Origin of the sequence: Bacillus sp. SRB_8, assembly GCF_003264205.1 — a bacterium.
GTDB classification, from domain to species: domain Bacteria; phylum Bacillota; class Bacilli; order Bacillales; family Bacillaceae_G; genus Bacillus_A; species Bacillus_A mycoides.
This window is the reverse complement of sequence record NZ_NADT01000005.1, coordinates 16219-29522: the sequence shown is the minus strand read 5'-3', so window position 1 is coordinate 29522 and position 13304 is coordinate 16219. Positions and strand designations below refer to the sequence as shown.

Below are 13304 nucleotides of genomic sequence, written 5' to 3'. Positions count from 1 at the left end.
CCCTAATTACTGAATAGAAAAATAAGTAAGGTGATATTATTTTCACCTTACTTATTTGCTGTTATTATACTTTAAATTTACTAGTCATTGCTTGTAGTTCTTCGGCCATCTCAGCTAAGTTTTGCGAAGCCGAACTAATCTCTTCCATCGAATTTACTTGTTCTTCTGTTGAAGCTGCAATACTTTGCATACTAGCTGTATTTTCTTCTGCAGCCGCTGCAATTTCATCAATAGCGTTTGTCACTTCATTTGCATCTCCAGCGATTCTCTTCGTTGTTTCTACCATTTGATTAACTTGAGAAACAATATGAGTAGTAGAACTTAAAATTTCTGTAAAACTTACTTTCGTTTTTGTTACAACATCTAAGCCTTGTTGAACTTCCCCACTCACATTATCCATTGCCTTAACAGTATGTTCAATATCAGCCTTAATTTCTGCAATTAAATTTGCAATCTCTCCAGATGATTCTCCTGATTGCTCTGCTAATTTTCTAACTTCATCAGCTACAATAGCAAATCCTCTTCCCTGCTCACCTGCTCTTGCCCCCTCAATAGCCGCATTTAAAGCTAATAAGTTCGTTTGAGTAGCAATATTTTGAATTGCTTCAGAAATAGCTCCTACCTGCTTTGATTTCTCATCAAGAAGTTTAATAATAGCATCTGACTCGGATACCGACCTAGAAATAGACTGCATTTGTTTTGCGGTTTGTTCAACTAAATCTTCTCCCTCTTCAGCTCTTTCTCGCGCATGTAATGAGGAAATAGAAATTGACTCTGCGCTTCCAGTTACATCTTGAATTGCTGTATTTACTTGTTGTAATGTAGCCGCGCCTTCTTCAACACCTTGGCTTTGTGATTCAGCCCCATCTGATACTTGTTCCATTGCAATTGTAATTTGATCTGTCGCATCATTCGCTTGCTGTACGCTCGCTGTTAACTCTTCTGCCGATGCTGCAACATGTTCTGCTGAAAAGCTAATTTGGGTGATTACATCTTGTAAAGACGTAGACATTTCATTAAATGCATTCCCTAGTTTCCCTATATCATCCTTGGAATGGATTGTAATTTTCTCTGTCAAATCTCCCTTACTAATTTTATGTGCCGAGTCAGCTATTTTTCTTAATGGTCTTGTAATAGACTTTGTAATGAAATAAATTAGTACACTACCAAATGCAATAGCGATAGCTATGACAATCAAAGTCTTATAAAACACTGGATTCGCAGCTTGGGTAATTTCTTCGTCGAACATAACTCCAACTACCTTCCATCCTGTTTTCTCATTTGTTGTAAAGATTAAATTCTTTTTATCATCTTGTTCTGTATAAGATACATTTCCTTGTTTGTCTTCATAAATTGGTTTAATCCAAGGATCAGTAACCTTTGAACCTGGCTTTCTAGACGGATGACTAACAATTTGCTTATTTTGATCTAAAATAACTGCATAACCTTTTTCACCAATATTAATCATTTTTGAAACCTTGAGGATGTTATCCAAATTCAAGTTAATACCTATAACACCTTTACCATCTTTTACTTCTTTAGCAATTGTCACTACCATATTTTTAGTAGATGCTGATTGATATGGTGCAGTAACAATTACTTTCCCTTTATTTTCATGTGCTTCTTTATACCAAGATCTATCTGTTGGATTATACCCATCAGCCATTTGGATAAATGGTTCTCTTATAAACTTTCCCGCCTGTGTTCCAATATAAATACCTTCTACTTCTGGATGAAGTTTTATATATTGCGCTAACTTCGTTCTTACTATTTCTTCTTGTCCGTTTGGATATGTATCCTCTGTTAAGATGTCTGCAAAGTACGTCGCATCAACAAATTTCTCTTCTATATTTTGAGAAATAACAGTATTTAAAACTGAAATATTCTCCTTTGCTTTATCGGTCATTTGATGTTCAAAATTTGTTTTGGCAGTTTGATATGAAACACCACCGATAATAAGTCCTGGTATAGTTAAAATAATAAAAAATGAAATGATTAATTTTTTCTTGATACTCATACTTTTAACCCAGTTAAATATATTTTGCATAATAAGCCTCCTTTATGTAATAGAACACTTGTGTAATTTTATACAATCAACATATATAAAACAATATATAATGATAACATGTAATTTTTTCGTCAATTATGCATTTTTACATATCCACTTCTCCTAAACATTTTAATCCTAAAAAACAAGAGAACTTTAGCATATATAATAAGCTAAAGTTCTCTTGTTTTTTAACAGCTTCTCTTCAAAAAAATCTGCAAAACTTCTCTTACAATTCCTTAAATCTTTATCCTTCACCTTATAGTTATATAGTTCATGCTCTTCTTCCTAATTTATTTGGAGTTATTTACATAGCTAATTGCCTGACTCCCCATCTGCACCCATGCCTGTTCAAATTTTCCTCTTGGCACTTTTACATCTAAGCTATCATCGAGGGGATCTCGAATATATACAGATTCCTTATCGTACCCAACAAGTACAATACAATGTTCATTATACGTAATAGAAACATCCCCACTATTTGTTTCCCATGTAGTAAATTCATCTTCATCTAAAGGAGCATATGTTGCATTCGTAATCATGACTACCGGGTGCCCTGCTTTTACACTCTTATAAATTTCTTCTATACTCTTCCCTGTTAAGTCCACAGCTTTATTCGGTAAATATTTTTTCGCTAATTGAAAAAGTGGTCCATGATATACACCATATCCCGATTCAGAAAACGTATAAATGTTCCCAACAAAGCCTTCATTCGGATTTCCTCTTACACCATCATCTAAAAAATTTACCTTTTTGATGTCATTCGCTAATTTCATCTTATCTACAGAAACACCTGCGTATTGTAACATCATCGCTAAACTTGTTACTTCGCAGCCTCTATCTAACTCTGGTAATTGCTGAATTAAAGGCACATTTGATAACATGACTTTTTCATCGTTATTACTAAACTCTATTCGTTTTTGACTTTGTACACTTGAAAATAGTAACCCCTTTACTTTCTCTACATACTTTGTAATTCCATTTGTATATGCACCCCATACCCCTATACATAGTAAGGCCATACATATATACCACTTCCATTTTCGTATCACTCTCACGCCCTTTTTAATTCGTTAAATACGAATAAAACGCATCAGCATCTGTTTGAACCATAGGAACAAACTTAAGCTCTTTTCCCTTTTCAGGTTGTTCAAGATTTATCTTCTCCGCTAAATCTTGAATCTTCAAATTCGTTTTATCCATACCTAGCTCATCTGCTATTTCTATTACCTTTTGCTCATTTATTTCTCTTAATACTTGATATATATCTTTGCCATATAAATCAATATGATATTTTTTTGCTTCTTCCTGTACTTTTTGTTCGTACACTTCTTGTGCTAACTCTTCCATCTCTTTTCCTTGTTGAGCAATACCTAGCTTTTCTGCTTCTTCTCTAACTTTCGTTCCATAGATTTCTTCCTCAATCTCTTCTATTTCTTTTCCTTCAGTTGAAACACCAAGCTTTTCTGCTTCATTATTAATTTTAATCTTATTAATTTGATCAATTAAACTCACAATCGACGTATTCTCTATAGATATTCCTAGTTTCAACGCTTCTTGCCTCACTTTTGTTTCATAAATTTCTTCTGAAAGAATTCCAACATCTTTCCCTTCTGCCGAGATACCCAATTGATTAGCTTCTCTTCCTACTTCCGTCTCATGAATTTCTTTTTCTAACGTAATTTGTTCTTTCCCCTCCGTTTCAATGCCTAACTTTTCCGCTTTTTCTTCCGTATGCATTGCATGTATTTTCCCATCATTTAATTGTTCTTTACTACGCTGCGTGTAATCTGTCTTTCCTTTTGTCATTCCAGAAGGGGAGGCACCCCCTAATATACTTAAACTCATTACTCCAATAGTGAATACCGTCATCATTTTCTTTTTCAAGACTTCTTCCTCCCTCTCACGCTTTCTTTTTCCAGCTTTCCCATAAATTTTTTTATACTATACATAAACTTCATCTCTGTTAGAAATAACCTTATGATTTATCCAGTTCATTCAAAAAAACTTACATCTTTTCTTTCCATCACAAGTTTCCATGATGTAATACATGATACAAGTTGTTTCTTAACTTTCCCTTAAAAAAAAGACGACCTTGTAAAAACAAGATCGTCTTCTCACTTATATTCTTTGATTTTTAGGGAAAATCACTTCAAAACAAGTTCCTTCTCCCCATTTGCTCTCTACCGATATTTTTCCATAATGCTTTTCTACAATCCAATTAGCGATTGAAAGACCTAACCCAGCTCCTTCTGACATACTTCTTGCTTTGTCTCCTTGATAAAAACGATCAAATAAATTTGGAATATCTTCTTCTTTAACTCCTATCCCATTATCTTTCACCCGTATACGAATTGAATTACTCGTTTGTGTGCAATCAATTTGAATATGCCCATCTTCATTCGTATACTTCATCGCATTATCTAACAATATGACCATCATTTGATGGATTCTCTCTCTATCACCCATAAACGTTATATCACGTTCTACTTTTAATATCATCGCTTTTTCTTGATAAGAGGCAATTTCTTTATATGGATTTATAATTTCTTCTAACAACTTATCCAGTTCAAATGTTTTCTTTTCCATCTCAATTTGATTAGAATCCGAACGTGCTAACAACAATAAATTGCTAACGAGTTTCGATAGCCGCCTACATTCTTTTGAAATTGTAGAGATATCCACGGCTTTTTCTTCTATCGTAGCGGATGGGGACTGGAATAATACATCCGTTTTTGATTGAATAACTGCAAGCGGTGTTCTTAATTCATGCGATGCATCAGAAACGAATTGCTGCTGTTTCTCCCATGAATTTTGAATAGGTATGAGTGCTCTACCCGCTAGGAAAAAGCCGATTCCTATTGCACATAGACTTCCTATGCTGCAACCTATAACGAGAATTAAAAATAAAGTATTTATCATTTCTTCTTCAGCTGTTGTATCACGTATAATTTGAACTATTTTTCCATCTTCTTGAAACGCAAACGTTCTAAAATATCGTCCTTGCACTTCAATATCTTGCAAATCCCCTACCTTTTTTGGAGAAAACTTTTCCAAATCCCCTTCAAAGTTAGAGCGAAATTTATGGTTATCGCCTTCTATCTCCACTATTTTTCCATTCCAAGTTATTATAGTTATCCGTGGGTCTCGAATTTTGATATTCTCTATACGTTTTCTTGGTGGTGGCATTTTAACATCAAATTTTTCTCTATACTGAGTTATCATTTTTATAGATTGATCCACTTCATTATAAGTACGCTTGTATGTGTACGAATAAATAATACTACCTAATACACCTATTAATAGGATAAATACTAACGAATTCAATATAGTTAGACGAATACGTGTCTTTTGAAACATGCTTCCCTTTCTCATTGTTCTTTTAATATATATCCAATACCACGAACGGTTTGAATATCTTTCTGATAACCGAATGGTTCTAATTTTTTACGTAAATGATGTACATACACTTCTACAATTGCTACTGTCGTATCAGAATCAAATCCCCAAACACGATCAAAAATTTGTTCACGCATTAAAATCTTTCCGCTATTTTGAATGAGATACTCTAGTAGCTCATATTGTTTTAATGTCAGCTTAATACCTTGTCCATCTACTTGAATGTCTTTATCTTTTCTGAACAATTCAATCCCTTTATAGCGAATGGTCTGCTGTGTTGTTAAACTACCACTTCTGCGTAGTAATGCACGAATTCTCGCTTTTAATTCAGGGGCCTGAAACGGTTTAACAATATAATCATCTCCACCAAAGTCCAATCCTTTCACTCGATCTTCTAAAGAATCCCTCGCTGTCAAAAACAGGACTGGCGTTTCAATCTTTTCATCACGTATTTTTTGAATCACTTCAAATCCGTCCATTTCTGGCATCATCACATCAAGCAAAATTGCATCATAAATGTTTTGCAGCGCCAAAAACAAGCCGTCTTCCCCATTCATTGCCGTATCCACTTCAAATTCATCACGTAAAATTTGTACGATAGACTCTAATAACGAGGCATTATCTTCTACTACAAGTAAGCGCATATTCTCACCTTCCACAATCTATTTCAACTCTCTTTATTATTGCATCTCTTCTCTTCATAACGAAATAATGTAATCATATTATGTAATTTCATTTTCAACTATTTCCTTCTAAAGTTTTGCTAGATATAAAATTTTGAACCTTTATTATAAAGGCTCTTTCTTAAATTTTGCTTAATAAAAAATTGAAAGAAATAAGATTCCTCTTATCTCTTTCAATTTTTTACTACATATACCTTTTTACTTGGCAACTCCAAACAATTTAACTGACCACCATACACAGCCCCGCCATCAATTCCAATAATACGATTACTACCAAAATACACTCCGCAATTCTCACTACCATGAAGCGTTTTTGTTTCCGTATGGCCAAATACAACAACCTTTTCGCCGCTATATCCATTATGAAATTCATTACGGATCCACATTAATGTATATGGTTCTGATTCAGAAACTCGATTCATCGGCTCAACACCAGCATGTACAAAGATATACTCTTCTGTTTCAATGTAATGATCTAATTCTTGAATAAACGTTACATGTTCCTCTAATATATGAGATTGTAAAATCGGTTTTTGGAAGTTTTCCTCATTAACCGCAATGTCTTCTTCTACAAATCCATAGCTATATAACGTTTTATCCCCACCATTCCTTTTTACCCAATGGTTCCATGAACGTTCCTCATCTGTCGTTAACGCCTTAATCATCATATCTTCATGATTGCCCTTTAGAACGAGGGCTCCCGCTTCTTTTAACTCTTTTACCTTTTCAATTACTGCACGCGCATTTGGACCACGATCTACATAATCCCCCAACAAAATTAGTTGATCCTGTTTTGCATCGTAGTGAGCTTCTTCCAATAATTGTTCGAACTTTTCTATTTCTCCATGAATATCACTAATAACAAGTATTCTCTTCATTTCTTCCCCTTCTTTCTAAACCATTCTCTTTCTAATTATAATTCAAAACGACAGAAACTTCTGAATCACATTTATTACAAACTAAAACTATTATCCTTACAACAATGTAAGTCTCTTGTCATCCAATTCGATGGTTGCAATTACTGCATTTCCTTATACTAAAAGTAAGAAATGAAACAAAAAACAAGGAGAGATGAGATATGAAAAAAGTGATGGAAGTTGTAGTAGCGGTGGCAGAGGTTTTTGTAAATGGGAAACAAGTTGCAATGGAGTTACACAAATAATGAAAAAGACAAAATTCATTCTAGACCCTTTACTCATATAAAAGAGATAAGACTTCATCATTTCTTTGATCCCTTATCTCCCAATAAAGAAAGCCGCATCCTGAAAAAGGATGCGGCTTTCTCTTATTTTTGACTCGTACGAGCTGAAATACTAATTGCTCTATCTGTTGCTTTTGCAGCTTCATCTAAAGCTTCTTTACTATTCTTTCCGTCATACATTGCTTCTAATGCTTTTACAACTGCATCTCTTGATTCTGGGAATACACTAATTAATGCCCCTTGAGTTGCTGGAGATTGCTTCGTCGCTTGCAATTGCTCTACCGTTACTTTTAACTGCGGATACTTTTCATACTGCTCTTTTACTAACGGCTCATTATATGCATCTGGATTAATTGAGAAATATCCTGTTGCAGTATGCCATTTTGCTTGTACATCTGGCTTCGTTAAATATTTCATAAAGTCCCAAGCACCTTGCTGCGTTTCTTCTGAAACCATATTCGTCATCCATAATGATGCACCGCCAATAACAACACCATTTTGTTTCGAATCTTCTGGATACGGAATATACGAAACGCCTACATTAAACTTAGATGCATCAATTAAATCACGAACACCAGCTGAAGAATCTAAATACATAGCAACTTGTCCAGACTGGAACGCAGCACGAATATCATCCCAACTTGCTCCATACTTTCCAAGTGCACCAGCTTTATTTAATTCATCTAACATCCCAAATACTTTTTGACCTTCTTTTCCGTTAAATACCGCTTTCTTTGCAGCATCTTTACGGCCGTTTTCGTTGTCTACATATAAAGCACCTTGTGTCGCTAACAACTCTTCAAAGAACCAACCATAATTCAGCATTGAAAATCCATACTGCTTTACATTTCCGCCTTCTTTAATCGTTAACTTTTTCGCCGCTTCTTTTAACTCATCATATGTTTGCGGAGCTTTCTCCGGATCTAATCCAGCCTTCGCGAAAGCATCCTTATTATAAATTAATACTGGTGTAGATGAATTAAACGGCATAGAATACATTTTTTCATCAACTGAATAATAGTTCGTAATTGCTTTTTCTAATTTTGATGTATCGTACTTATCTTTTTTAATCCAGCTATCGATAGGCGTAATCTTTTTGCTATCAATCATATACTTCGTTGTAATTTCACTCGATTGAACAAGAGCTGGCGCTTCTTTCGTTGCAGACATCGTTTTAAATTTCGTTAAAGACTCTTCGTATGTTCCTTGGAACTCTGCCTTTATCTCATATTTATTCTGCGACTTATTATAGTCTGCAACAAGCCCATCTAGTACACCTTGTGTTTTTCCACCCATTGCATGCCAGAAACGAATTACAGTTTTATCACCATTCTTTTCAACTGGAGCTACTTTTGCCTGTGCTTCAGGTTTCCCCTCTGTTTTACTATTTGAACAAGCTGCGCCGGTTAATGCCATTGTGGCTGCCATTAAAAGAGCAGCACTTTTTTTCAATAAACTCATCTCAATCCCACCTTTTCCTATGTATGCTTATTTAATTGCACCTTTTGTTAATCCTTTTTGTAATTGCTTTTGCCCTAAAAATAGTAAAATCAACGTTGGAATGACGATAACCGTAACACCGGCCATTACACTGCCCCAATCAGTTGCAACTTCTTGAGATTGAAGCTGCTTTACACCAATTTGAACCGTTCTTACTTTTTCATCAGTGGTTACTAAGAGCGGCCACAAATACATATTCCACGTTGTTAAAAAGCTATATACTCCAAGCGTAATAAAACTCGTTTTACAATACGGAATTACAACACTGAATAAAAACCTTACATTTCCAATCCCTTCAATAAAAGCAGCTTCTTTCAGTTCATTCGGAAGTGTCATAAAATGTTGACGTAGTAAGAAAATACCAAAAGCTGTTGCAAAAAACGGCACCGTCATCCCAGCAAAACTATTAATCCATCCGAAGTTTTGAATCGTTAAAAAGTTCGGTACCATCGTTGCTTCCCACGGAATAAGCATTGTTGAAATAAACAAGAAGAAAATTAAGTTTCTACCTTTAAACTGAAGAAAAACAAAAGCATAAGCTGCTAAACTGGATACGATAAGTTGTCCAAGCATAACAACTGTCGATACAATTAAACTGTTATATAAGTATGTAAAAAGAGGTACTTTTTGAAAAATATTAATGAAATTATCAAAAGTAAATTGAGTTGGAAATAACCTTCTCATTTGAATATCGTCTGGTGTCATAAAGCTTATTAAAAACGCATACAGTACAGGAAAAAACACCATTACTGCACTAATAATGAGCAGCATGTATAGTAGGAAATTTTGTTTCCACTGTTTAACGATCATTTATAATGCACCTTTCTCTCAGCAAACTTAAATTGAATCAATGTAGCAATAAAAATGAAAATAAATAATACCATCGCTTGTGCACTTGCTGTTCCAAATTGATGATTCACAAATGCCTCTTTATAAATCGAGTACACAATTAAATTCGTTGCATCATTCGGTCCACCGTGCGTTAAAATATCAATTTGTCCAAAGCTTTGGAATGCACTAATTAACGTTACTGTCACGATAAAAAATAAAGTTGGTGATAGCATCGGTAATGTAACGCGGCGAAGCTTATATAAATAACTAGCACCATCTATAGATGCACTCTCATATAAAGACGTATCAATATTTTGTAAACCACCTAATATAACTAAAAATGCAAATCCTGTATTCACCCAAACCGTTGTAACCGATACAGAAAACAGTGCCCATTCTGGACTCGTTAACCATGCGATTGCAGGAAGATTCATAGAGGCTAATATATTATTAAATAACCCTACACTTGGATGAAATAAAAATAGCCAAATCACTGCACTAGCAGCTACTGATATTCCCATCGTTGAAGAAAACAGTACTCGGAATAACCCGATCCCTCTTACTTTTTCATTTGCAATTAATGCAAGAAATAAGGCGAATACAATGCTAATAGGAACTGTATATAAAACAAATAATAAAGTTGACTTTATACTTTTGTAGAAAGCAGGATCCGAAAATAAATATTGATAATTTTCTAAGCCAACGAAAAGATTAGCTTCTCCGTGTATATCTGTTAAATAAAAGCTATAGTAGATCGTCCTAAACAATGGATAGAAAAGAAAAATTGAAAATAACAAAATAGATGGCGCCAAAAACAATAATCCTATTCTTAAATCTTTCGTTCTGCCCCATAAACTCTTCTTTTTTGACACTGTTGTTTGAACTGGTAACTTACCTACTTCAATCATTATTTCGCCACCACTTTCAACTCTTCTTCAGCCACCACTTTTAATCGTTCATTCTTATTTTGGTGAAAGAAGCATAGTTTTTCTTGCGAGAATAATAATTTTACTTTGTCACCTTTGTTCAGGAGTAACTGTCCGATGACTTTCGCACTCCAAGTTGTTCCATTTACCGCAAAGTTTAATATAGATTCATTCCCTAATACTTCTACAGATTGCAGCGTCACTTCTTGTCCTTCCTCAGACAGTGCAATATGCTCAGGACGCATACCTATTCGAATAGTTCCTTCTGGTAATTGCTTTAGCTGTCCAATAGATAATGGGATTTGCAATTGCCCTATATGTAATATGCCTTTTTCTTTATCCACTTCCCCATCATTTATATTCATAGAAGGAGAACCTATAAAGCTTGCAACAAATTCGTTTGCTGGTTCGTTATATATATCAAGCGGTGTTCCAACTTGTTGTATACTTCCTTTATTTAAAACCATAATACGATCTCCCATAGTCATTGCTTCTATTTGATCGTGAGTAACGTAAATCATCGTAATTCCTAATCGTTGCTGAATTTCTCTAATTTCAATCCTCATCTGTGCACGTAATTTCGCATCTAAATTCGAAAGTGGTTCATCCATTAAACAAATCGGTGCTTGACTTACGATGGCCCTAGCAAGTGCAACACGCTGTCTTTGCCCGCCTGATAATTGGCCCGGTTTCATTTTCACATACTCTTTCAGTCCTACCATTTCAATAGCTTCCATTAATCGCTTTTGTCGCTCTTCTTTTTGTACCTTCCTTACCTTAAGTCCAAATAAAATATTTTCTTCTACAGTTAGGTGTGGATATAATGCATAATTTTGAAATACCATTGATAGATTACGGTCTTTCGGCTCTAAATCATTTGCAACATGTTCATTAATAATTAAATCTCCCGAAGAAATTTCTTCTAAACCAGCCAGCATTCGTAATAATGTACTTTTTCCACATCCCGAAGGTCCAACTAAAACAAAAAATTCTCCTCTTTTAATATGAACTGATACGTCTTTAACTGCTGTCTCTTCCGCATTTTTATATACCTTTGAAACATTTTTCAATTCAATCACAAGGTTGCACTCCTTTTTTCTTCTTGTATCCACACTTCATAATGACTCGTTGAAAGTGCACTTGCTCCTGCACGAATTGCGATTTCTGCATCCTCTCGCGTTTGAATCAGCCCACCTGCAATAATAGGGAATTTTATTTCCTCCGCTAGCTGTTTAATAATAGAAGGCATAATGCCAGGCATAATCTCTACTGCATTCGGTTTAGTCGTTTTACAATTTTCAATTGATTTTGTAAGAGATAAAGTATCAACAATAAAAATGCGTTGAATCGTTTTCAATCCAATTTTATTGGCATTTCGAATTGTCGATCCCTTTGTCGAAATAATACCTTGTGCTCCGATAACATCTTGAATATATAAAAGTGCTTCCTCTGTGTTCGTATTTAAGCCTTGTATAAAATCACAATGAAGAAATACATCGTGTCCATGTTTCTGTAGTTCATATACACGCTCTGGTAACTCCAGCATTGAACCAGTCATAAGAAAAACTGTTTTCGGTAATTTTTTGTATGTTTTGTACCCTTTCCAATCCTTTATCATCGCAATATAAGGTTCTTTAAACATTTATTCCACCTAGCTTTTCTATTTTTATCCAAACTAAAAACACCTACTTACATAGAACACCTTTCTCCTTATTTGAACTCTAGGGAATAGAGCACACTTAAGAAAGCGGCACGTTATATGTAAGCGGGTGTTCTCAAATGTTCTCTACCCTAGTTATTTTGTTACCTTTACTATATTACGCATTTATTAAGTCAGTTTTGATAAATTGTTAATTAGATGTTAATCGAATGTTAATATTCACCATATTACTTTTACAATAATCTAGATATACGAATAAACCCCAACAGAACACAACAATGTTTAAAATTCAATCAATATGTAAATTCATTCCATAGTTAATGAGTTTTAGTTTTCTCGCCACTGCTTGCGAAGCAAAGTTATCCCAAGAAGTACTATAAAGCGGAATGCGCTTTTCCTCTTGTATTGATAGTGCCCAGGCTGTAACGACATCAGCACCATATCCATTCCCTTGAAACTCCACTAAAGTTTCCACACTTGCCTCAGCAGCTACGGGCGTACTTCTGGCACTGCAACATATAGAAACTACCTTTTCATTTTTTACAATTGCAAAATAAGGTCGCCTCCATTCCATCTGTTCTATTAGATTAGAAAAATTTTCTCGCAAAAGCTCTTTATTCTTCTCTGTTATTTGTATTGTTCTAGTTGGCTTATGTAAATTATTAGGGAACATGAAAGCAGGACCCACCCAAATATTCTCCACCGTTCTCTCTTCATTTAATACTTTAATGATCTTTGCTATCTCAATGTGATTTGAGCATTCTCGAATTAATTTCTCAATCTTACTTATCATTTCACCATGCAGTTTATAATGATACCTCGTTATATTCCCTTCACGAGTTCTGCTAAGAAAAAAACGTGGTGCTTTCAGATTTCCATTTTCATTTACACACTTTATTCTTCCTACTTGATTATGAACAAATAAAACTTCTGCCTGAATTGCTATTAACTCAAGTTCTGAAAATCGCATTTATACCCTCCTTAATTACTATTTGTAGCCTTCTCGATATAGCATCCATCCATTTTTTCAAAACAAAAATCCCATTTAAATACACAT

12 protein-coding genes and 1 pseudogene are annotated in these 13304 nt (G+C 34.6%); all 13 read right to left on the bottom strand.

Features of this window, described 5'->3' with window-relative positions; translation table 11 throughout:
* Positions 1-64: 64 nt before the first annotated feature.
* Complete coding sequence (locus B5P40_RS34330) at positions 65-883, bottom strand: methyl-accepting chemotaxis protein (RefSeq protein ID WP_445594770.1); 819 nt, start codon at positions 881-883, stop codon at positions 65-67.
* 120 nt (positions 884-1003) lie between these two features.
* Positions 1004-1906: pseudogene (locus tag B5P40_RS34325) on the bottom strand (HAMP domain-containing protein); the annotation flags it as partial.
* 434 nt (positions 1907-2340) lie between these two features.
* Positions 2341-3069, bottom strand: coding sequence for a C39 family peptidase (locus tag B5P40_RS04515; protein ID WP_113708917.1), 729 nt, complete (start codon positions 3067-3069; stop codon positions 2341-2343).
* A gap of 43 nt (positions 3070-3112) precedes the next feature.
* A complete protein-coding gene (locus tag B5P40_RS04510; protein WP_002188240.1) occupies positions 3113-3934 on the bottom strand; it encodes a hypothetical protein in 822 nt (273 codons plus the stop codon).
* A 234-nt stretch (positions 3935-4168) separates the two neighbouring features.
* Positions 4169-5407 (bottom strand): sensor histidine kinase, encoded by a 1239-nt coding sequence (locus tag B5P40_RS04505; protein WP_113708916.1) that lies wholly within the window; start codon positions 5405-5407, stop codon positions 4169-4171.
* Between the two features lie 11 nt (positions 5408-5418).
* Positions 5419-6090 (bottom strand): response regulator transcription factor, encoded by a 672-nt coding sequence (locus B5P40_RS04500; protein WP_113708915.1) that lies wholly within the window; start codon positions 6088-6090, stop codon positions 5419-5421.
* Positions 6091-6302: 212 nt separating this feature from the next.
* Positions 6303-7007, bottom strand: a complete 705-nt coding sequence (locus tag B5P40_RS04495; protein WP_060750505.1) for a metallophosphoesterase family protein — start codon at positions 7005-7007, stop codon at positions 6303-6305.
* Between the two features lie 407 nt (positions 7008-7414).
* Positions 7415-8791, bottom strand: coding sequence for an ABC transporter substrate-binding protein (locus B5P40_RS04490; protein WP_002029681.1), 1377 nt, complete (start codon positions 8789-8791; stop codon positions 7415-7417).
* Positions 8792-8818: 27 nt separating this feature from the next.
* A complete protein-coding gene (locus tag B5P40_RS04485; RefSeq protein ID WP_002125118.1) occupies positions 8819-9640 on the bottom strand; it encodes a carbohydrate ABC transporter permease in 822 nt (273 codons plus the stop codon).
* Complete coding sequence (locus B5P40_RS04480) at positions 9637-10569, bottom strand: carbohydrate ABC transporter permease (protein ID WP_113708914.1); 933 nt, start codon at positions 10567-10569, stop codon at positions 9637-9639. Before B5P40_RS04480 ends, B5P40_RS04485 begins: the two co-directional genes overlap by 4 nt.
* Positions 10569-11666 carry an ABC transporter ATP-binding protein gene (locus B5P40_RS04475; protein ID WP_113708913.1) on the bottom strand — a complete coding sequence of 366 codons (1098 nt, stop codon included), beginning with the start codon at positions 11664-11666 and terminating at the stop codon, positions 10569-10571. The genes B5P40_RS04480 and B5P40_RS04475 overlap by 1 nt, the downstream gene beginning before the upstream one ends.
* Positions 11663-12229, bottom strand: coding sequence for a glycerol-3-phosphate responsive antiterminator (locus tag B5P40_RS04470; protein WP_113708912.1), 567 nt, complete (start codon positions 12227-12229; stop codon positions 11663-11665). The genes B5P40_RS04475 and B5P40_RS04470 overlap by 4 nt, the downstream gene beginning before the upstream one ends.
* Before the next feature lie 307 nt (positions 12230-12536).
* Positions 12537-13217 carry a GNAT family N-acetyltransferase gene (locus B5P40_RS04465; protein WP_002125110.1) on the bottom strand — a complete coding sequence of 227 codons (681 nt, stop codon included), beginning with the start codon at positions 13215-13217 and terminating at the stop codon, positions 12537-12539.
* Between the last annotated feature and the right edge of the window lie 87 nt (positions 13218-13304).

Coding starts and splice junctions, on each gene's coding strand:
- B5P40_RS34330 (WP_445594770.1), bottom strand. CDS start 883: ATGGAACAAGTATCAGATGGGGCTGAATCACAAAGCCAAGGTGTTGAA.
- B5P40_RS04515 (WP_113708917.1), bottom strand. CDS start 3,069: ATGGCCTTACTATGTATAGGGGTATGGGGTGCATATACAAATGGAATT.
- B5P40_RS04505 (WP_113708916.1), bottom strand. CDS start 5,407: ATGTTTCAAAAGACACGTATTCGTCTAACTATATTGAATTCGTTAGTA.
- B5P40_RS04500 (WP_113708915.1), bottom strand. CDS start 6,090: ATGCGCTTACTTGTAGTAGAAGATAATGCCTCGTTATTAGAGTCTATC.
- B5P40_RS04495 (WP_060750505.1), bottom strand. CDS start 7,007: ATGAAGAGAATACTTGTTATTAGTGATATTCATGGAGAAATAGAAAAG.
- B5P40_RS04490 (WP_002029681.1), bottom strand. CDS start 8,791: ATGAGTTTATTGAAAAAAAGTGCTGCTCTTTTAATGGCAGCCACAATG.
- B5P40_RS04485 (WP_002125118.1), bottom strand. CDS start 9,640: ATGATCGTTAAACAGTGGAAACAAAATTTCCTACTATACATGCTGCTC.
- B5P40_RS04480 (WP_113708914.1), bottom strand. CDS start 10,569: ATGATTGAAGTAGGTAAGTTACCAGTTCAAACAACAGTGTCAAAAAAG.
- B5P40_RS04470 (WP_113708912.1), bottom strand. CDS start 12,229: ATGTTTAAAGAACCTTATATTGCGATGATAAAGGATTGGAAAGGGTAC.
- B5P40_RS04465 (WP_002125110.1), bottom strand. CDS start 13,217: ATGCGATTTTCAGAACTTGAGTTAATAGCAATTCAGGCAGAAGTTTTA.